This is a genomic window from Leucobacter chromiireducens (assembly GCF_003917135.1).
Classification (GTDB): domain Bacteria; phylum Actinomycetota; class Actinomycetes; order Actinomycetales; family Microbacteriaceae; genus Leucobacter; species Leucobacter chromiireducens_A.
The window spans coordinates 30,713-50,885 of the sequence record NZ_RPDI01000016.1; the positions used below are offsets into that span (position 1 = coordinate 30,713).

Sequence of the window (20,173 nt, forward strand, 5' to 3'; positions counted from 1 at the left end):
CTCTCATGCTCGGGTGTGCGGTGTCGGTGTGGATGTTCCGTGCGCGCCCAGCACGGTGAGCGGCAGCTGCTCGACGCCGTGAAAGTCGCACCACTCGGCGAGCCGGGGTGCGAGGGCCGCCGCATCGACGGTCTCACCGGGCAGCGGCGTCACTTCGAGGCCGCCGGCCGCCCGCGTGCTGCGCCGCCAGGTGGCGCGTGTGCGGCCGTGCTCCGTGACGGTCGCGAGGAACATCCCGTTTCGCCCCGGCACGATCTGCGCGAAGTGCGCGGGATCGAGCTGCGCGTCGCGCTCCGTGTAGCCGAGCAGGTGCTCATCGAACGCGGGCAGCAGCAGCCAGGGCCGAGGTTCGGCCGCTGCCGCCACCCCGGCGGCGGGGAGCGGCGCGCCGAGCTGCTCCGGCGCGAGCCACAGCTCGGGACCGTCCGCCGCGCCGAGCCGCACCGGCTGCGCGGTGCCCTGCGCCTCGGCGAGCCGGAGCGCGTGCCGCGCCTCGCGCACGGTGAGCCCCGTCCACCACGCGAGATCCTTCGCGGCCACCGGCCCGCGCGCCGAGATGTAACGGGCGGTGAGCTCGGCGAGCGCGTCGTCGCCCGCGAGCGAGCGGGCGGTCGTGATCCACTCGTCGGTGCGCACCAGCAGCGGCTCCTGCCCGCCGCGCAGCGGGCCGAAGGTGGTGAGCCCGGTCTGGCACAGCCACCAGATCACGTGGTAGCGCCACCCGCTCTGCACCTCGACCCCGGCCGCCTCCCAGGTCTCGGCGAGCGCGTCCCTGCTGAGCGCCCGCCCGCCGGCGAGCGCCGCGAGCGAGAGCTCCACGAGCCGCTCGAGCGTCGCGTCGCTCAGCCCGAGAAACGCGCGCCGCTTGGGAGCGCCGGCGAGCACGCGGTGCTGCGTCGCGCGCTGCAGCCAGCCGATGTCCTCCGCGGCGACCACGTGGATGGTGCCGCGCATCGGCCAGGACCGCACGAGGTGCCCACGCTCGAAGGCCTCGTGCACATCCGCGACCGTCGTGCCCGGGGTGCGCACCCCGAGCGCCCAGCGCGAGGAGCGCCAGTCCTGGCCCTGCACGGCCAGCATGCGGCGTGCGGTGGCCGCGATGCGATCCGATCCCGATCTGGAATTCGCTCCAGCTCCGGATTCCACTCCCGATCTCGATCCGGATCCGGGCGCAGCGTCCTGCCCCTCCGCCCCGAGCCCGAGGGCGCGCATGCGGAGGCGCAGCAGGTCGTCCTGGCTGAGGATCTCGGTCATCTGGTCAGCATAAACCGAGCCACCGACAGTCCGGACGGCAGTCAGCTGGCCGCGAACCGCGCGCGGTGGTACGGCCCCGGCGTGAGGGCATCGGCGGCCGGGGCGCGCAGCTCGCGCGCCCAGCTGAGCGGCAGGTGCGGGCTCGCGAGGAGCGGCCGGCCGAGCGACACGATGTCGGCCTGGCCGGTCAGGAGAATCGACTCGGCCTGCGCCGCCTCGGTGATCATGCCGACGGTGCCGACGGGCAGCTGGCCACCGCGCAGCCCGGCAGCGAGCGGCACCTGGTAGGACGGGCCGATCGGGATCCTGGCGTCCGGCACGTTCGCCCCGGACGACGCGTCGATGAGATCGGCGCCGTCGGCGGCGAGCCACGCGGCCACCTCCGCGCACTCCTCGAGTGAGAAGCCGCCAGGCAGCCACTCGGTCGCCGACACGCGCACCACGATGGGCAGTTCGGGGTGCGCGGCCCGGATCGCGCGGACGGTCTCGCGGAGCAGTCGGGCGCGGCCGGCCAGCCCGCCGCCGTACTCGTCGTCGCGGTGGTTCGAGAACGGGGAGAGGAAGGAGTGGAGCAGGTAGCCGTGCGCGGCGTGCACCTCCACCGCGTCGAAGCCTGCGGCCACCGCGCGGCCGGCCGCAGCGACAAACGCCTCGGTGATCCCCGGCAGCTCCTCGCGCGCGAGGGCGCGCGGGGCGGAGAGCTCGCCGAACGCGATGGCGGACGCGCCGACGGTCTCCCACCCGCCGTCGCTCGTCGGCACCGAGCCGGTCGGCTGATCCGGCAGCCACGGGTACGTCGACGCCTTGCGCCCGGCGTGCCCGAGCTGCACCCCGATCCGCGCGCCATGCGCGTGCGCGAGCTCAGCGATGCGCGCGAACGCCGGCAGCTGCGCGTCGCTCCACAGCCCGAGATCGTACGGGGAGATCCGACCCTCTGGGCGCACCGCGGTCGCCTCCACCATCACGAGCCCGGCGCCCCCGCGCGCGAGCCCGCCGTAGTGCTGCAGGTGCCAGTCGGTCGGGACGCCGTCGGTCTCGCGCACCGAGTACTGGCACATGGGGGACACCCAGAGGCGGTTGCGCACCTCGAGCTCGCGGAGACGGAATGGGCGGAAGAGCAGGGGATCAGCCATGCCGGTCAGTGTAGCGGCGGCCAGGCGCCCACCCAATGTCGGAGGCCTGTGCCAGGCTGGTGCACAGCGGATCAGGATCGCGAGTTCCCGAAGGAGGCGCAGATGCGCGAAATCAAGTGCCCGCACTGCGGCAAGGCGTTCACCGTTGACGAGGCGGGGTACGCGGACATTCTCAAGCAGGTGCGCGACAGCGAGTTCGAGGCGCAGCTCCACGAGCGTCTGCAGCTCGCCGAGCAGGACAAGGCGGCGGCGCTGGAACTCGCGCGGGTCACGGCCGATGGCGAGCTGCGGCAGGCCGAGGCTGCGAAGGACACGGAGATCCAGCAGTTGCAGGCGCGGCTCGCCGAGGGGGAGTCCGCGCAGCGGCTCGCGGTCGCCGAGGCACGCAGCCAGCTCGAGAAGGATCGGGACGCGCTCGCCGCCGAGCTCGCCGCCGCGAAGCGGGAGCGGCAGGCCGCTGAGGAGCTCGCTCGCGAGCGTCACGAGGCCGCCATGCGCGACGCGGTTGCGGAGCAGGCGCAGCAGCTCACCGAGCTCCGCGCGGAGCTGGCGGCGGCCACGACCGCGCAGCAGCTCGCGGTGAGCGAGGCGGTGGGGCGCGTGGAGAAGGAGCGCGACGAGGCGCGCAGCGGGCTCGCGCAGGCGCGGCTCGAGAAGGAGCTCGCGGAGCGCTCGCTCACGGAGCGGTACGAGATCCAGCTGAAGGACCGCAACGATGAGATCGTGCGCATTCGCGATATGAAGGCGAAGCTCTCGACGAAGATGATCGGCGAAACGCTCGAGCTGCACTGCGAGAACACCTTCAATCAGATCCGCGCGACCGCGTTTCCGCACGCGTACTTCGAGAAGGACAACGACGCGCGCACCGGCAGTAAGGGCGACTACGTCTTCCGCGACTTCGATGCCGCGGGCATCGAGGTCGTCTCGATCATGTTCGAGATGAAGAACGAGGCCGACGAGACCGCGACGAAGAAGAAGAACGAGGATTTCCTCAAGGAGCTCGACAAGGATCGGCGTGAGAAGGGCTGCGAGTACGCGGTGCTCGTGTCCCTGCTCGAACCGGAGAGCGAGCTCTACAACAGCGGTATCGTTGACGTGTCGCACCGCTACCCCAAGATGTACGTGGTTCGCCCGCAGTTCTTCCTCCCGCTCATCACGCTGCTGCGCAACGCAGCACTGAACGCGTTGCAGTTCAAGACCGAGCTCGAGCACGTGAAGTCGCAGAACATCGACATCACGGAGTTCGAGAGCGAACTCGACACGTTCAAGAGCGCGTTTGGTCGCAACTTCGAGCTCGCCTCGACGCAGTTCCACGAGGCGATCAAGCGCATCGACACCTCGATTCGCGAGATGGAGAAGGTGCGTGAGCAGCTCCTCAAGTCGGAGAACAATCTGCGCCTGGCCAACGACAAGGCGCAGGGGGTGACGGTGAAGAAGTTGACGCGCGGCAACCCGACGATGCAGGCGAAGTTCGCCGAGCTGGGGGCCGCACGCGAGCGCAGCAGCGCACCGACCGAGAAGGAGCACACCGAGAGATGAGCCTCGACAAGGCACTCGCCGCCGCGCGCGCGGGCGGCGCAGACGAGGCGTTCGCCGCGTTCGAGGAGTGGGCGGAGACGGAGCGGGGGCTGCGGCTCTACCCGGCGCAGGAGGAGGCGATCCTCGGCATCACGCTCGGCAGCAATGTGATCCTCGCGACCCCGACGGGCACGGGGAAGTCGCTTGTGGCGATCGGGGCGCACTTCATCGCCCTCGCCGAGGGGCGTCGGACGGTGTACACCGCGCCGATCAAGGCGCTCGTGAGCGAGAAGTTCTTCGACCTGGTCGGCATCTTCGGGGCCGAGCGTGTCGGCATGGTGACCGGCGACAGCTCGATCAACCCCGACGCGCCGATCCTCTGCTGCACGGCGGAGATCCTCGCGAACCTCGCGATCCGCGACAAGAACGTGGACAACCCGGAGACGGGCGGCATCACCCAGGTCATCATGGATGAGTTCCACTACTACGCTGACCCGGATCGCGGCTGGGCGTGGCAGGTGCCGCTCCTCCTCATGCACGACGCGCAGTTCTTGCTCATGTCGGCGACGCTCGGCGACGTGACCGAGCTCGCGGCGGACCTGAGCGACGCCACCGGCAGGGACACGGCGCTCGTGACGGGCGTCGAGCGACCGGTGCCGCTCAGCTTCAGCTACGAGGTGGCGCCGGCGCACGAGGTCGTCGAGCAGCTGATCGCCGACCGCGAGGTGCCGGCGTACCTCGTGCACTTCAACCAGTCGCACGCGGTCGAGCAGGCGCAGGCGCTCGCCTCGATCAAGATCGTCGACCGGGCCGGCCGCGACGAGATCGCTGCGGCCATCGGTGAGTTCCGGTTCTCCACCGGGTTCGGCACGACGCTGTCGCGGCTCGTGCGCTCCGGCATCGGGGTGCACCACGCCGGGATGCTGCCGCGCTACCGGCGCTTGGTCGAGCAGCTCGCGCAGCGCGGGCTGCTGCGCGTCATCTGCGGCACCGACACGCTCGGCGTCGGCATCAACGTGCCGATCCGCACCGTGGTGATCACCGCGCTCACGAAGTTCGACGGCGAGAAGATGCGTCGCCTCTCCGCGCGCGAGTTCCACCAGATCGCCGGCCGGGCTGGCCGGGCCGGCTACGACACCGAGGGCGACGTCATCGCGCTCGCCCCCGAGCACGAGATCGAGAACGCGAAGGCCGCGGCCAAGGCGGCGGCGAAGGCTGCCGACGGGAAAGGCGGGAAGAAGGCCAAGCCGGCGAAGAAGAAGGCGCCGCCGCAGGGCTTCGTTGCGTGGAGCGAGCAGACACTCGACAAGCTCGTCGCGTCCGAGCCCGAGCCGCTCGTCAGCCGGATGCGGATCACGCACTCCATGGTGCTCGGCGTCATCGGCCGCGGCGAGGAGTGGGAGGGCGAGGCCCTCAACACGATGCAGATGCTCATCTTCGACAGCCACGAGCCGCGTGCGCGCCAGTTCGCGCACGCGCGCACCGCGCTCGAGATCTTCCGGACCCTCCGCAACGGCGGCATCGTCGAGGTGCACGAGGACGCGCGCGGGCAGCGCCTGCTCCGACTCACCGTCGAGCTGCAGGCGAACTTCGCGCTCAACCAGCCGCTGTCCCCGTTCGCGCTCGCCGCGATCGAGCTGCTCGACCCCGAGTCCGAGACCTACCCGCTCGACGTCATCTCGATCATCGAGGCCACGCTCGAGGACCCGCGCGCCATCGTGCGCGCCCAGGAGCACCGTGCGCGCGGCGAGGCGGTCGCCGCGATGAAGGCCGAGGGGATCGAGTACGAGGAGCGGATGGAGCTGCTCGAAGAGATCACCCACCCGCAGCCGCTGAAGGAGCTGCTCGACGAGGCGTACCACGCCTACGTCGCCGAGGTGCCGTGGGCGCGCGACTACGAGCTGCGGCCCAAGTCCATCGTTCGCGACATGGTGGAGCGCGCCTTCGGCTTCCGCGATCTGGTCTCCTTCTACCAGCTGGGGCGCGCGGAGGGCGGCGTGCTGCGCTACCTGAGCGACGCATACCGCGCCATTGAGCGCACCGTGCCGGAGCAGGCCAAGAGCCCGGAGCTCGAGGAACTCATCGAGTGGCTCGGTGAGCTCGTGCGCCAGGTCGACTCGAGCCTCATCGACGAGTGGGAGGAGCTCGCGCACCCCGACCCCGAGGCGCACGCGGCCGCGCACGCCGACACCGTGGACCTCGCCCCGCCAGCGCGCTCCGTGCTCGCCAACGAGCGGGCCTTCGGGGTCATGCTCCGCAACGCGCTCTTCCGGCGTGTGCAGGCCGCGGCCTTCGAGCGCTACGCCGAGCTGGCGGAGCTCGACGGCGGCAGTGGCTTCGGTGAGCAGCGCTGGCGCGACGCGCTCGCCGGCTACTACACCGAGTACGAGGAGATCCGCACCGACGCCGATGCGCGCGCGGCGGCGCTGCTCGAGATCGATCGCAGCACCGCGGCGGCCGGCGAGTGGCGCTTCCGCCAGGTGCTCCTCGACCCGGCAGGGGATCGCGACTGGGGGATCGAGGGCGTCATCGACCTCGCGGCGTCCGAGGCGGACGGCGAGCCGGCCGTGCGCGTGCAGCGCGTCGGGCCGCTCACCGGCGCAGAGGCGCACGGCGCGCTGCTCGCCTAGCTCCGAGCGTGTTGCGCGGGGTCGTGTATCGTGCACACGAGCGACGGCCACCCGGCACACCGGCGCTTCGGCCACGCAGCCACCCGCCGTTCGACACCCCAGCTGATCGGCCCCGAGAGACGGAGATCTGATGACGACCGCCACCGACTTCACGACCGAAACGTTCCTCGCGAACGCAGACCACACGCTGCTCGCCCCCGGCACCACCGCGGCCGAACTCGAGCAGTTCCTCCGTGACGCGCGCGGGCTCGGGGTGGGGCGCGTCTGCATCAGCCCGACGCTGCTCGAGGACGCCGCTGGGCCCCTGCGCAGCAGCCCCATCCAGATCGTCACGGTCGTGGGATTCCCGAGCGGCGTGCACACCGCGGAGGTGAAGGCCGCGGAGGCGGCGCAGGCCGTCGCGGACGGTGCCGCCGAGATCGACATGGTCATGAACCGCGGCCTCGCGCGCGCGGGCGACTGGGCCGGCGTGCAGGCCGAGATCCGCGCGGTGCGCGAGGCGGTTCCCGGCGTCGTGCTGAAGGTGATCCTCGAAACCGCAGCGCTGAGCGACGCGCAGATCGTTGCCGCGTGCCGCGCCGCGGAGACCGCGGGCGCCGACTTCGTGAAGACCTCGACGGGTTTCGACCCCGCCGGTGGTGCGACCGTGCACGCCGTGCGGATCATGGCGGAGACCGTCGGCGGCAGGCTTGGCGTGAAGGCTTCTGGCGGGATCCGCACCGCGGCCGCCGTGCGCGAGCTCGCCGCGGCCGGAGCGACCCGCTTCGGCGTGTCGGGGACCGCGAGCATCCTGGAGAGCTGGGGCCACCAGGCCTCACCCGCGGCGGGATCCGCCGGCGTGTCACTGGCGACCGGCGCGATCCGGCTCCCCGGTGCGGGGAGCGCGTACTGAGCGGCCTAGACTGAGCACATGCGCCTCGGAGTGATTGACGTCGGTTCCAACACCGTTCACCTGTTGGTGGTCGACGCGCACCCCGGGGCCAGTCCGAACCCGTACCACTCGCAGCGATCCATCCTGCGCCTCATGCGGTACCTCGACGCGAGCGGGGCGATCGTCGAGGAGGGCGTGCAGCTCATCATCGCGGCCATCGCCGAGTCGGTGCGCACGGCCAAGGAGATCGGCGTCGACGACCTGATCTGCACCGCGACGAGCGCGATCCGCGAGGCGCCGAACGGCGAGGAGGTGCTCGCGCGTGTCACCCGCGAGACCGGCGTCGTGCTCGACGTGCTCTCCGGCGAGGACGAGGCCCGCATCACGATGCTCGCGGTGCGCCGCTGGCTCGGCTGGTCGGCGGGGGAGATCCTGCTCTTTGACATTGGCGGCGGTTCGTTCGAGATCGCGCAGGGCGTCGACGAGTATCCGGACGTGCAGGTGTCGCTTCCGCTCGGCGCTGGCCGCTCGACCATCAACTACCTGCCGCAGGATCCGCCGAGCCGCGAGGCGGTCTCCGCGCTGCGCGCGCACGCGCGCGCCGAGTTCACGCGGGTGCGCGAGGAGCTCTTCCTCGACCGGCCACGGCCGAAGCGCGTGGTGGGAACATCGAAGACCATTCGCTCACTCGCGAGGCTGATCGGTGGGCCGCCCGACCCGGAGACGGGCGACCTCGCCCCGCTGCACTACGCGGGTCTGCGCGAGTGGGAGCCAACGCTCCGCGACATGCCGTCGAACGTGCGCGAGTACCTCCCCGGCATCACCCCGGAGCGCGGGTACCAGATCATGGCCGGCGCGGTCGTGCTCCGCACCGCGATGAAGGTGTTCGAGGTGTCGACGCTCACGATCTCGCCGTGGGCGCTGCGCGAGGGCATCGTGCTGCGCTACATCGACGCGCTCGACGGCCGCGGCGCGGAGCCGACGCAGTAGCTCGTCGCGGCGCGGAGCCGACGCAGGAGCTCCTCGCGGGGCTACTCCGCCTCAGCGACGGCGTGCCTGATCGCGAGCGCGAGCTGGCGCACCGCGGCTGACGGGCGGCCCGTGCTCGGATCGGTGGGAGCGGCGAGCAGCACGGAGCGCGCGAACGCCGGATCGTCGATCGGCTTCAGGATCACGCCGGGGTGGGTGTGGCCTGCGGCGAGCTGCGCGACCAGCCCGATCACCATGCGCGCGGCGATCATGCCGAGCATCACCTGGAAGTCGTCGGAGCGGATCGCCACCTCCAGCTCGTAGCCGGCGTCGGCGAAGGCGTCGACCACCACCGCGTCCATCGGATCGTTCTCCGTCGCGCCGAGCAGCCAGCGCTCGCGGTGCAGCGTGAGGAGCGTCTCCATGCTGATCGATGCCTGCTCGGCGAGCGGGTGACCGACGGGCAGGGCGAGCATCAGCGGATCGCGCAGCACCTCGACCGTCGCGATGTCGGCGCGAAACGGCAGGTCGTGCCCGGGCACCGAATACAGCAGCGCGGCGTCGAGCTCGCGCCGGTTGACGTCGCGCACGAGCGGGGACACCTCCTCGAGCACCGCGTCGAGCTCGATGCTGAGATCGGCGAGCTGCGCCGCGACGGCGGGCAGGAGGCGGGCGGCCGCGGTCGGGAAGGTCCCGAAGCGCAGCCGGGTCTGCCCGATCTGGGTGAACTCGCGCGCATCGCGCAGCGCCCGCTCGCTCAGCGTGAGAATCTCGCGCGCGCGGTCGAGGACCAAATGTCCGACGGGGGTGAGCGTGCTGCCGCGCGAGCTGCGCTCGAGGAGCGGCGCACCGACGCTGGCGTCGAGGTTGCGCAGGTGGTGATCGACGGTCGGCTGGCTCCACCCCAGGCTGCGCGCGGCCTGCGTCACCGACCCCGTGGCGTGGACCGCGCGCAGCGCCTGCAACTGGCGAAGATCAATCATCTGGCCACCTAGCCCATATAGTGTGCATTCCTACTGAGGTCAATTCTGTCACATACTGAATATGTGGGCTCCGAGGAATCTGAGGATTCTGCTGCCCGGACGCCGCCGCCATGATGGAACTCATGCTTCACGAAGACCCCACCGCAGGCACGCGGCTCGCCACGCACGAGGCCGCCGACATCGCAGCGGCCCCCGGCGCGAACCGCGCACACGCCGCCAGCGCAGCCGGCGACGCCGACACCACCAGCGCCGACCGCATCCGCCGCCACGAGCGCACCCCGTTCGCCGACGCACTCGAGCAGTACATTGCGCGCGAGCCGACCCAGCTCATGGTGCCGGGGCACGGCGGCAGCGAACGCGGCATCAGCGGCCGCCTCGCCGACTTCCTCGGGGAGCGCGCGCTGCGCCTCGACGTCCCGATGCTGCTCGACGGCCTCGACCTCGAGAGCGACTCCCCGCTCGATGAGGCGCTTGAGCTCGCGGCCGACGCGTGGGGCGCGAAGCGCACCTGGTTCCTCACGAACGGCGCCTCACAGGCGAACCGCACCGCGGCGCTCGCCGCGCGCGGGCTCGGCGAGCACCTGCTCGCGCAGCGCAGCGCGCACTCGAGCTTCAGCGACGGCGTGCTGCTCGCCGGGATCACCCCCTCGTACGTGTTCCCCGCGGTGGACCACGTGAACGGGATGGCGCACGGCGTCACGCCGGAGGCGCTGGATCGCGCGCTCACCGAGGCCGCCGCCGACGGGCGCCCGGCGTCCGCCGTCTACGTGATCTCCCCGAGCTACTTCGGTTCGGTGTCCGACGTGCGCGGGCTCTCCGAGGTGGCGCACGCGCACGGCGCGCCGCTCATCGTGGACGGCGCGTGGGGCCCGCACTTCGGCTTCCACCCCGCCCTGCCCGAGTCGCCGGCACGGCTCGGCGCCGACCTCGTGATCTCGAGCACACACAAGCTCGCGGGATCGCTCACGCAGTCGGCGATGCTCCACCTCGGCGATGGGCCGTTCGCTGCGCAGCTGGAGCCGCTCGTGGAGCGCGCCCTCTCGATGACCGCATCGACCTCGACGAGCGCGATCCTGCGCGCCTCGCTGGACATTGCGCGCGCGGCGCTCGTCACCGGGGAGGAGGCGATCAGCCGCTCCGTCGCGACCGCTGAGCGGCTGCGCGAGCTGCTCCGCGCCGATGCCCGCTTCGACGTGGTGAGCGATCATTTCGGGGCGTTCCCCGACATCGTGGACACCGACGCGCTCCGCGTGCCGATCGACGTGTCGGCAACCGGGCTCTCCGGGCACTGGGTGCGCGACCGGCTGATCGCCGACCACGCGCTCTACTTCGAGATGTCCACCGCGACGTCGATCGTTGCCGTGATCGGCGCGGGCAAGAGCCCGGACGTCGACGCGGTGGTCGCCGCGCTCGTCGCGACGGTCGAGTCGCCCGAAGCGGCGGCCGAGCGCGCCGCGCAGGCCGGCGTCGAGGCGTTCCCTGCGCTGCCGGCACCCGGCGCGCGCCGCCTGTCGCCGCGCGAGGGCTTCTTCGGTGAGAGCGAGCTCGTCGCCGCCGCCGACGCGGTCGGCCGGATCTCCGCGGACACGCTCGCCGCGTACCCGCCGGGGATCCCGAACGTCATGCCTGGCGAGGAGATCACCGCGGAGGCGGTGGAGTTCCTCCACGCGGTCGCGGCGTCCCCAACGGGCTACGTCCGCGGCGCGGTCGACCCGGCGGTCTCTCGCTTCCGCGTGATCCGTACCCCCTAATTCCCACACACCTGCGCCCCGGTCCGGGCTTGATCCGGATCGGGGCGTTGCGGGGTCACGGCGCGCTCACGCCGCCCCCGCGTGATCCGCCCCCTGGATCACACCGGCGCCGGCACCCCGGCGTCGGGTTCGACCGATCGCGGCCCCCGCCGCGTGAGACAACGAAGTCTGGAGTAAGACTGACATGGCGAGCACCCTGCGACAGCAGCTCTTCCGAGTGAAGCCCGTTCCGAGAGATGGCGGTGAGAGCGGCAGCGAGCTGAAGCGCAGCATCGGCCTGTTCCAGCTGACGCTCATCGGCGTCGGCGGCACGATCGGCACGGGCATCTTCTTCATCCTCTCCGAGGCGGTGCCGATCGCCGGCCCGGCGGTCCTCTGGTCATTCGTGATCGCCGGCCTCGTCGCCGGACTCTCGGTGCTCTGCTACGCGGAGCTCGCGAGCAGCGTCCCGGTGTCCGGCTCCTCCTACTCGTACGCATACAGCACGCTCGGGGAACTCCCCGCGATGGGGGTCGCCGCGTGTCTGCTGCTGGAGTACGGGGTCTCCACCGCAGCCGTTGCGGTGGGCTGGTCGCAGTACGTGAACCAGCTCTTCGTCAACCTCTTCGGGCTGGAGCTGCCGCACGCGCTACTCTACGCGCCGGAGGAGGGCGGCATCATCAACCTGCCAGCCGTGATCCTCATCGGCCTCTGCTGCCTGCTGCTCATTCGCGGCACCTCGGAGTCCGTCATCGCGAACACCCTGATGGTGCTCACGAAGATCGCCGTGCTGCTGTTCTTCGTCGCGGTCGGCATCACCGGCTGGAACGCCGATCACTTCGCGAACTTCGCGCCATTCGGGTTCACCGGCATCATGACGGGCGCCGGCATCATCTTCTTCTCCTTCGTCGGGCTTGACGCGGTCGCGACCGCGGGCGACGAAGCGAAGAACCCGCGCCGCAACCTGCCGATCGCGCTCATCACGGCACTCATCGTCGTGACCGCCGTGTACGTGCTCGTCGCCGTGACCGCGCTGGGGGCGCAGGCCGCTGGCGACTTCGAGGGGCAGAGTGCTGGCCTCTCCGCGATCCTGGAGAACATCGTCGGCGCGACCTGGCCGGGCACGGTCGTTGCGGCCGGCGCGGTGATCTCGATCTTCAGCGTCACCCTCGTGGTGCTCTACGGCCAAACCCGCATCCTCTTCGCGATGAGCCGCGACGGCATGGCACCCAAGATCTTCCAGAAGGTCAACCCGCGCACGATGACGCCGATCGCCAACACGATCATCGTCTCGGTGATCGTTGCGATCCTCGCGGGCGTGCTGCCCATCAACTTCCTCGCGGAGATGACCTCGATCGGCACGCTCGCCGCGTTCCTCGTGGTCTCGATCGCGGTGATGGTGCTGCGCCGCCGCGAGCCGGATCTGGAGCGGAAGTTCCGCGTGCCGCTGTACCCCGTGATCCCGATCCTCTCGATCATCGGCTGCCTCTGGATCATCAAGGACCTCCGCTCGATCACCATCATCGTGTTCGCGGTGTGGACGCTCCTCGTGCTCGTCTGGTACTACTTCACCGGCCGCAAGAACTCGGTGCTCGGGCGCCGCATCGACACCGGCATGATCGTCCTCACGGGCCCGGGCAAGTACCGCTACGCCGACGGCTTCACCGAGAGCTCGGAGGACGACTTCGCCGCGAGTGCCGCGGCCGACGCTGGGCTGCAGCGCGACGGCGCACCGCGGGATCCGGATCGGGGCACCCGATGACCGTCGTCGTCGGCGTCGCGCCGGGGCATCCGGCGGCAGCGGCGGTGCACCTGGGTGCGCTGCTCGCCCGCTCGTACGGGCAGCCGCTCGTGCTCGCCGCGATCACGCCGGCCGGGTGGACGCCTGGCGGTGGCGGCGTGGACGGCGAGTACCAGCGATTCCTTGCGAGCGCCGCGGGGGAGGCGCTCGCCGCGGTGCGGGTCGAGTGCGCCGAGGCGCTTGCCGATCTCACCGTGCGCACCGCGGTGCACCCGGCGTCGAGCGCCCGCCGTGGGCTGCTCGACGTGTGCGCTGCCGAGGACGCGGTGCGGCTCGTGATCGGCGCGGCGGGGGAGCCGCACGCCGCCTCAGGGGACGGCATCGTGCTCGGCTCCGTGGGAATCGGCCTGCTGCAGAGCGCCGAGCTGCCAGTAGGGATCGCGCCGCACGGCTTCACCGCTCCTGCCGGGGCGCGCCTCGATCGGATCACCGCAGCGTACAACGGCTCGGAGACGTCCGGCGAGCTGGTGCTCGGCGCGGCCGGGGTCGCCGCGCAGGCGGGCGCCGGGATCCGGATCGCGTCGTTCCACCCGCGGCCGCGCGGGCTGCTGGGCGCAGCCATCGGCTTCGGTGCGGAGGACGCGGTGATTGCGGAGTGGGAGACGCTGATTCGCGATCGCGCCGCAGGCCTCGACGCCGAGATCGCGCGCCTCGACCCCTCGCCGGGGAGCGCCGAGGTCGTGGTCGGTGCCGGCAAGGACTGGCACGCCGCGCTCCGCGCGATCCCGTGGGGGTCGGCGGAGGTGCTCCTCGTCGGCTCGAGCAGCGTCGGTGCGCTCGCGCGCATCTCGCTCGGCTCGCACGCCGCGAAGATTGTGCGGCATGCGCCCGTGCCCGTCATCCTCGTGCCGCGTGGCGCGGCCGACGAGTACGCCGCGCACACGAGCATCACGTAGGTGCCGGGATCCCGGGCGTCGAGGCGCGCCCGGGATCCCGCTCCCGCCGCCCGGTTTGGTGTTCCGGGGGACAAGCGGGTAAAGTTAACTCTCGGTGCGGCGCTCCTCGGGAGTGCGGTTTCCACCAGTGGGATATGGTGTAATTGGCAACACTACGGTTTCTGGTACCGTCATTCTAGGTTCGAGTCCTGGTATCCCAGCCACGACAACGCCCCGATCTTCTGCGGAAGATCGGGGCGTTGTGCGTTGCGGGCTGAGTGGGCGTTGTGCGGGTGTCAGGCCGGCTGCCACAGCCTCCCAACCCAAGCGATTCGGCGAATCACAGCCGGAATCCGCGATTCGGGCTTGGTTACGCAGAATCACTTGGGTTGGGGCGACCGCAGGTTCGACCGGACGCACGGCTGGTGGGCACTCAGTCGCAGGTGCTCGCCGTTGCGAGCGTTCTCTCGATGAGTTCGGTGAGCGCCAGTGAGCTCTCCAGTTCGGGCACCGTCGCCGCCCGTCGGGCAGTGCGTGCGATCGCGTCCGCGGCCTCGTTGAGCGGGTGCCCCGAATGTCCCATGACGTGCTCAAGCGTCACTTCGGTATGTGTGTGCGCCTGCCACCACGCACGCTCGAATCGTGACCGAACAGTGTGCTCGATGTTGCGCGCCTCGGGGATATCGGCCGGATGATGTGCGCCGCGACTGAGCCAGTTGGCGACGGTGAGAGCCTGCACGCTGTCGCTCATGATGACGGCGTTCCGTGGAGCCGTCGCGACTACCAGTTCGAGCGCATGGATGATCGCGAGGAATTCGATCTCGCCCGAGTGCGTCTGCGTGAACCCGGAATCCAAGACGCAGTCACCCTGATCGCTGACCGCGACGGCAGCGAACAGGCGGCTGTACGCCGCGCTCTCCACTGACGCATCGGTCGCGATCTGGACCATGTCGCAGTTAGCGCGTGCTGCGATCCGCCGCTCCGTTGGGAGCCAGTACACCGTGGAGAACGGTTCTGGCAGTCCCTGTTTCTGCGCGCGATTCTCAGGGGGGATCGCGTCGGCCTGCGACGCCTCAAGGAAAAACCGTCGTGTTTGCAGGGCGATCTGTTCGCGGAGCTCGGGCTCGGCCCGGCTCCCCACACCCAGCCCGACGGACACGCTGAACCCGGCGTTTCGCAGTGACGCGGCGAGTCCGCGCCGCTTCTTCGGCACGGAGATCCATACCGGATCCTGAACGGTCTGCAGCGCGAGGTCGAGATCCGTCATGATCAGTTCTACCGGTGTCGAGCCCACCGTCCGGCCCAGATGAATCTTCGTCTCGCCGTCCTCCGGCGATACGACAATGGTCCACCCCACCACGCGGCCACTCGTGAGATCTGACCTCGGTTGAGAGTATGTGGCGATGGCAACGTGCACCGGCGCTGCCGACATGGCTGCCGTTGGCACGCGTGGGGTGGCCTCGAGATCGCGTCGCAATGGAGAAGACCGCATTGGAGAAAACAGGAGGGGATCGAGTGCCCGGGCATCGTTCATGCGAATAGGTTCCTCGATGCCACCGACATTCACGGAGATGCGGGGCGGCTCCCCGCGTTCAGTCGGTCAGTGCGCCGGGCCCGCGTCGACCGCGGCGATGATGGTCGTGAGTTCGTCGCGCAGCGCCTCAAGGCGTTCGAGCGGCAGTCCGAGCCGGCTGATCACCGCTGGTGGCACGTCGAGGGCGCGTTCGCGCAGCGCGTGGCCCTCGGCGGTGGGGGCGAGCGCGAAGGTGCGGTCGTCGTCGGCGACCGGCTGGCGCGCGATGAGTCCGAGCGCCTCGAGCCGTTTGACGAGCGGGGAGAGCGTCGCGGGATCGAGGCGAAGCGAATCGGCCAGATCTCGGAATCGCATCGGCGCGTGCTCCCAGAGTGCCAGCATGACGAGGTACTGCGGGTGAGTCAGGCCGAGCGGCTCGAGGATCGGCCGGTAGACGCCGATCACGCTGCGGCTCGCCACGGCGAGCGCGAAGCACACCTGCCGGTCGAGCTGCAGGAGGTCTTCGGGGGTTGACTCGGTCGCCATGGTGGAATCCTAGCTCATTCGTGCACAAACGTTCTGTGCTAGCATTTTGTTTGTGCGCAAACAAAAGCGGGAAAAGTATCATCTCTGGCACAAGACTCCCTACGACGGGGTGCCTGGCTTCTACGCCGCCGTGCAGCGGCTGTTCTACCAGTTCGAAGGGCCGGCCCAGCTGGGCGAGCGTGACGAGCCGGCATACGTGCGGCCGGCTGATCCCGCCTGCCCGGTCTGCAGTCACTCCATGAAGTTGCACCGCATCGACCGTGGCGGGCCAGGGAAGCCGACTCACCTGCGCTGCCCGAAGGATCCGGTCGCGGCGGAAGCCACCGCCTCCGGGGTGCGGGGGGAGTAGCACTCCGTTCGACTCATCCGCTGGAACGCTTTGCCGTGCGAGCCCAGGCATCATAAGCTCAGATCAGGCGGGTGATCTGCTGCGACCCGGTGCCGCGGCGGCCGCCACGAGCGGAGGGATGGGGCGGTGAACGCTGTGCGCGTGGGGATCGTATGGAATCCATCGAAGACGAGTCGCGACGCGCTTGAGCGCGCGCTCGCCGGCTCGCAGCCGGCCCAGCTGAGCTGGCACGAGACCAGCCCGGACGACCCGGGGCGCGCGGCGACGCGCGCGGCGATCGAGGCCGGGGCCGACCTCGTGCTGGCAGCCGGCGGCGATGGCACCGTGCGCGCGGTTGCCGAGGAGCTCGCGGAGTCCGGCGCGGCCGAGCTGGGGATCATTCCCCTCGGTACGGGAAACCTGCTGGCCAGGAATCTCGGTGTGCCGTTGGGGGATGCCGCCTCGGCGGTCGAGCGTGCGCTCGGCTCGGCGGGGCGCGCCATCGACGTCGGCTGGGTGGACCTCACGCGCGCGGACGGCAGCGCGGAGCGGCACGCCTTCGCCGTGATGGCGGGCTTCGGCATCGACGCGAACATGATTACCGAGACCGACGACGAGCTGAAGGCGCGTGCGGGGTGGCTCGCGTATGTCGAGTCGCTCGGCCGCGCGCTCTCGGCGAGCGAAGTGATCGAGCTGAGCGTCGCCCGTGATGGGGGAGCCGCGGCCGGCGAGCGAGCGCACACCCTGATCGTGGGGAACTGCGGCATGCTGCAGGGCGGCATCACGCTGCTCCCCGACGCGGATCCAGGGGACGGCGAGCTCGACCTGCTCCTGCTCCGGGCCGACGGGGTCGTCGGGTGGGCGGACACGCTCCGCAACATGGTGTGGGACAACGGGCTGAAGCGTGCGCTCACGGGTGGCGAGTCCGCCGAGAGCAGCGAGAGCGCGGCGCACGAGCGCTTCACGGCGCTCACGGTCGCGCTCGACGAGCCGCGGGTCTTCGAGGTGGACGGCGACGAGCTCGGCGAGGTGGTGCGCATCGAGGTGTCGGTGCAGGCGGGTGCCCTCCGGGTGCGGTAGTCGCGTGGCTCGCTCACCGTCGCCCTCGCATGCACAATACGTGGGTCGAGTACAGTGAGCACGCATGCTTGAGCGGAATCTCGAACTGCCCTGCATGGATCTCTGAGAGGACGACAATGGCACAGTTTGCCCCCGATGGTGTTCCAACAATCGATGGGTGCAGGCCCGTTGTGTTGCGTTTTCTCGCGGATGGAGAGACCCACCAGCTGAAGGACATCATCTCCGGCGTAGCAGCGATCATGGACCTCGCTGATCACGTCGTTGCCCAGCGACTCAGCTCGGGGCAGGGGCGTCTCGAGAACCGAGTTGGCTGGGCGTGTTCGTCGTTCAATCAGGCAGGCCTCGTAGAGAAGGTGCGCCGAGGCTGGTACAAGATCACCGAAGAAGGGCGCGCAGTGAATGCGCGCGGTCTCATTGAGTACAGCGAGAACGACATGCTGGAGTGGCCGAAGTGGTCCGCCTACCGAGCGGAGCTTCGAGAACGCGATGCTCGTTCCCGGAAAGATCATGCGGATGGAAACGAGCTGGCAGGACGCGCGACCGATGCGGATGAGGATCCGCTTGACGCGATCTCGCGTCGCGTGGACGGCGTGAATGCGGAAGTCGAGACTGAACTGAGAGGGCTGCTGCAGGCCTCCTCGCCAGAGTTCTTTGAGCGAGCAGTGCTGGAAGTACTCTGGGCAATGGGGTATGGCGGCAAGCTGGGCGGCATCGAGCACCAGGGGTGCACTGGCGACGGTGGGATTGATGGGGTCATCCGACAGGACCCGCTTGGCTTGCAGAAGGTGTATGTACAGGCAAAGCGCTATGCCGACGGGAATACCGTTGGGAGTCCCGATATCAATGGTTTCTATGGGGCACTTCACCGGCGGGGTGCGGACCGCGGCGTCTTCATTACAACGTCCTCGTTCTCTCGAGCGGCGGTTGAAGCCGCCGAGCAGTTTGCCGGCAAGATCGTGCTGATCGACGGTATCGCGCTCACGTCACTCATGTTGAACTACGGTGTCGGCGTTGAAGCCCGGACTCAGTACACCGTTTTCCATGTGGATCGAGACTTCTTCGAAGACCAGTAGACGCACGTACTTACGTCTCGGTCGTGTAGATCCGCTGAAGTGGCTGGGCGCGGCGTGCGCGCAGAAAGTCCGGATCATCCGCGCAAAAGCGGCGCGGCCGTGCAATGATCGGGGCATGGGGTATCTGATGCACGGAACGCATGAGTACGAGTTCGAGGACCGCCTGCTTGCGCACCTCAAGGTCGTCATCGGCCAGAAACTGCGCACGCAGGAGAGCTTCTTCCTGAACTGGAGCAAGACGCCCGAGCAGGGCAGTGGGCGCGTCTCGCTGTGGCTGTCACCGCATGTGCCGATCGGCTTCCGCTTCGCTGGGAGCCGCTCGCCCGAGCTCAACCCGACGTGGGTGCGTGTGCTGACCGCGCGTTCGCACACCGCGCGCGGGCTGACGATCCTGAGCGAGGAGGACGCCGAGGCGTTCGCGCGCCAGTACCCCGACCTCGCCTAGCCGCCCGCCGACCCGCCTGTCACACCGAATCGGGGTCACTCTGGCAGGGTGTCGTCGCTCGTGCTGGCGCGACACCCTGCCCAAGTGACCCCGATCCCGGGCGGGTGCGGAGCCCGGGCGGGCGCGGGGGCCGGGCGGGCGGAGCGGGGGCTAGCGGGTCGCCTCCCTGCCGCGGCTGAAGAGCCCGAAGATCAGCAGCACGAGGACGGACCCGCCGATCGCGAGCAGCCAGGACTGGAGCGACCAGAACGCGCTCATGTCAGCCCCGAAGATCATCCCGCCCAGCCAGCCGCCAAGCATGGCGCCAACGACGCCGAGGATGAGCGTGGTGAACCAGCCGCCGCCATGCTCGCCCGGCATGATCGCTTTTGCGATGGCTCCAGCGATCAAGCCGAGGATCAGAAACGCGAGGAAACTCATGATGTCAGCTCCTTTCGGCCCAGCGAACTTCGCTCGGGTGTGCGCCACACGATACCCTCAGTTTTTGCCTCTGAGCAGGGGGTTGTGAATTCCGGCTGCGGGGAGTATTGCGCCGAATCTCTGGATTCTGGGGAATCCACGGTACCTGCTGAATCTAGAGCCCAGGCCAGTAGTGGCTGTCGGGAACCTGCCGCGCCCCGAAGATGGCCTGGCCGACGCGCACGCAGGTGGCGCCCTCCTCGATGGCGACCTCGTAGTCGCCGGACATCCCCATGGAGAGCCCGGCGTCTCCCAGCAGATCGGGATCGCTCTCGCGCAGGTGATCGCGCAGGGTGCGCAGCCGGGAGAAGCACGCGCGTACGCGCTCCGTGTCCGAGCTGAAGATCGCGAGGGTCATGAGTCCGCGCACCCGCAGTGCCGAGTAGTGGGGGAGCGCGCGGAGGAATGCTCCGACCTCCTCGGGCGGGAGCCCGTACTTCTGGGGCTCGTCCGAGGTGTTCACCTGCACAAACACGTCGAGCGATCGGCCAGCGGCCTGGAGGCGGCGGTCGAGCGCGGCCGCGGCGCGCTCGCTGTCGAGCGCCTGGAACTCGTGCGCGAACGCGGCGACGTCGCGCGCCTTGTTTGTTTGCAGGTGGCCGATGACCGACCACTTCACGCCCAGCTCGGCGAGCGCGGTCGCCTTGCGCGCGGCCTCCTGCACTTTGTTCTCGCCGAGCTCCCGGCAGCCGGCCTGCACGGCGAGGCGGATGCGCTCCTCCGGCACGGTCTTGCTAACGGGAAGGAGTCGCACGTCGTGCGGCGACCGCCCGACGCGCTCCGCGGCGGCCGCGATCTTGCTGCGCACCGCGGCGATGTTGTGCACGAAGTCGGCCACCCCGGTCGCGATGGGGAAGTCGTGGATCGGCGGCTCCGCGCCCGGTTGACTTGTCATAGGTCAAACCGTAGCATGGCTCGTGTTCGTCGTACAGAACCGAGGATCACGCCGGCCGAGAGGAGTACCA

18 protein-coding genes and 1 tRNA gene are annotated in these 20,173 nt (G+C 69.9%); 12 read left to right on the forward strand and 7 right to left on the reverse strand.

Annotated features, from left to right (window positions below):
• Positions 1-3: 3 nt before the first annotated feature.
• Together EGM46_RS09125 and EGM46_RS09130 are read right to left on the reverse strand one after the other, a co-directional pair.
• Entirely contained in the window at positions 4-1,254 is a 1,251-nt protein-coding gene (locus EGM46_RS09125) for a winged helix DNA-binding domain-containing protein (RefSeq protein WP_125099849.1), read from the reverse strand.
• Positions 1,255-1,295: 41 nt separating this feature from the next.
• Entirely contained in the window at positions 1,296-2,387 is a 1,092-nt protein-coding gene (locus tag EGM46_RS09130) for an NADH:flavin oxidoreductase/NADH oxidase (protein ID WP_125099850.1), read from the reverse strand.
• Between the two features lie 102 nt (positions 2,388-2,489).
• Between EGM46_RS09130 and EGM46_RS09135 the strand changes: the two genes are divergently transcribed.
• The 4 genes from EGM46_RS09135 (at position 2,490) to EGM46_RS09150 (ending at position 8,396) form a co-directional block, all read left to right on the forward strand.
• Positions 2,490-3,926, forward strand: a complete 1,437-nt coding sequence (locus tag EGM46_RS09135) for a DUF2130 domain-containing protein (protein ID WP_125099851.1) — start codon at positions 2,490-2,492, stop codon at positions 3,924-3,926.
• Positions 3,923-6,535 carry a DEAD/DEAH box helicase gene (locus tag EGM46_RS09140; protein ID WP_125099852.1) on the forward strand — a complete coding sequence of 871 codons (2,613 nt, stop codon included), beginning with the start codon at positions 3,923-3,925 and terminating at the stop codon, positions 6,533-6,535. The genes EGM46_RS09135 and EGM46_RS09140 overlap by 4 nt, the downstream gene beginning before the upstream one ends.
• Before the next feature lie 130 nt (positions 6,536-6,665).
• Positions 6,666-7,427, forward strand: coding sequence for a deoxyribose-phosphate aldolase (gene deoC / locus EGM46_RS09145; RefSeq protein ID WP_125099853.1), 762 nt, complete (start codon positions 6,666-6,668; stop codon positions 7,425-7,427).
• A gap of 18 nt (positions 7,428-7,445) precedes the next feature.
• Positions 7,446-8,396, forward strand: a complete 951-nt coding sequence (locus tag EGM46_RS09150; protein ID WP_125099854.1) for a Ppx/GppA phosphatase family protein — start codon at positions 7,446-7,448, stop codon at positions 8,394-8,396.
• Positions 8,397-8,437: 41 nt separating this feature from the next.
• Here EGM46_RS09150 and EGM46_RS09155 read toward each other — a convergent pair whose 3' ends face one another.
• On the reverse strand, positions 8,438-9,358 hold the full coding sequence (locus EGM46_RS09155) for a LysR family transcriptional regulator (protein ID WP_125099855.1): 921 nt from the start codon (positions 9,356-9,358) through the stop codon (positions 8,438-8,440).
• A 122-nt stretch (positions 9,359-9,480) separates the two neighbouring features.
• Here EGM46_RS09155 and EGM46_RS09160 point away from each other — a divergent pair, with 122 nt between their 5' ends.
• From EGM46_RS09160 to EGM46_RS09175, 4 genes are all read left to right on the forward strand, one after another.
• Positions 9,481-11,109: an aminotransferase class I/II-fold pyridoxal phosphate-dependent enzyme gene (locus EGM46_RS09160; RefSeq protein WP_125099856.1), complete on the forward strand. Its 1,629-nt coding sequence runs from the start codon at positions 9,481-9,483 to the stop codon at positions 11,107-11,109.
• A 184-nt stretch (positions 11,110-11,293) separates the two neighbouring features.
• A complete protein-coding gene (locus tag EGM46_RS09165) occupies positions 11,294-12,850 on the forward strand; it encodes an amino acid permease (protein WP_241156263.1) in 1,557 nt (518 codons plus the stop codon).
• Positions 12,847-13,785, forward strand: a complete 939-nt coding sequence (locus EGM46_RS09170; RefSeq protein WP_125099857.1) for a universal stress protein — start codon at positions 12,847-12,849, stop codon at positions 13,783-13,785. Before EGM46_RS09165 ends, EGM46_RS09170 begins: the two co-directional genes overlap by 4 nt.
• 128 nt (positions 13,786-13,913) lie before the next feature.
• Positions 13,914-13,988, forward strand: a tRNA-Gln gene (locus EGM46_RS09175).
• A 209-nt stretch (positions 13,989-14,197) separates the two neighbouring features.
• On the opposite strand, the gene EGM46_RS09180 is transcribed toward EGM46_RS09175, so the two are convergent.
• Together EGM46_RS09180 and EGM46_RS09185 are read right to left on the reverse strand one after the other, a co-directional pair.
• Positions 14,198-15,124 (reverse strand): ribonuclease HI, encoded by a 927-nt coding sequence (locus EGM46_RS09180; RefSeq protein ID WP_164512854.1) that lies wholly within the window; start codon positions 15,122-15,124, stop codon positions 14,198-14,200.
• Between the two features lie 240 nt (positions 15,125-15,364).
• Positions 15,365-15,823, reverse strand: coding sequence for a MarR family winged helix-turn-helix transcriptional regulator (locus EGM46_RS09185; protein ID WP_125099859.1), 459 nt, complete (start codon positions 15,821-15,823; stop codon positions 15,365-15,367).
• 52 nt (positions 15,824-15,875) lie between these two features.
• Here EGM46_RS09185 and EGM46_RS09190 point away from each other — a divergent pair, with 52 nt between their 5' ends.
• The 4 genes from EGM46_RS09190 to EGM46_RS09205 all read left to right on the forward strand — a co-directional run bounded on the left by EGM46_RS09190 (position 15,876) and on the right by EGM46_RS09205 (position 18,749).
• Positions 15,876-16,172 carry a hypothetical protein gene (locus EGM46_RS09190; protein ID WP_125099860.1) on the forward strand — a complete coding sequence of 99 codons (297 nt, stop codon included), beginning with the start codon at positions 15,876-15,878 and terminating at the stop codon, positions 16,170-16,172.
• 126 nt (positions 16,173-16,298) lie between these two features.
• Positions 16,299-17,231, forward strand: coding sequence for a diacylglycerol/lipid kinase family protein (locus EGM46_RS09195; RefSeq protein ID WP_125099861.1), 933 nt, complete (start codon positions 16,299-16,301; stop codon positions 17,229-17,231).
• A 116-nt stretch (positions 17,232-17,347) separates the two neighbouring features.
• On the forward strand, positions 17,348-18,304 hold the full coding sequence (locus tag EGM46_RS09200; RefSeq protein WP_125099862.1) for a restriction endonuclease: 957 nt from the start codon (positions 17,348-17,350) through the stop codon (positions 18,302-18,304).
• Positions 18,305-18,431: 127 nt separating this feature from the next.
• A complete protein-coding gene (locus EGM46_RS09205; protein WP_241156264.1) occupies positions 18,432-18,749 on the forward strand; it encodes a hypothetical protein in 318 nt (105 codons plus the stop codon).
• A gap of 150 nt (positions 18,750-18,899) precedes the next feature.
• On the opposite strand, the gene EGM46_RS09210 is transcribed toward EGM46_RS09205, so the two are convergent.
• Together EGM46_RS09210 and EGM46_RS09215 are read right to left on the reverse strand one after the other, a co-directional pair.
• Positions 18,900-19,169, reverse strand: a complete 270-nt coding sequence (locus EGM46_RS09210) for a GlsB/YeaQ/YmgE family stress response membrane protein (RefSeq protein WP_125099864.1) — start codon at positions 19,167-19,169, stop codon at positions 18,900-18,902.
• 154 nt (positions 19,170-19,323) lie between these two features.
• Positions 19,324-20,103, reverse strand: coding sequence for a YggS family pyridoxal phosphate-dependent enzyme (locus EGM46_RS09215; protein ID WP_125099865.1), 780 nt, complete (start codon positions 20,101-20,103; stop codon positions 19,324-19,326).
• Positions 20,104-20,173 lie beyond the last annotated feature (70 nt).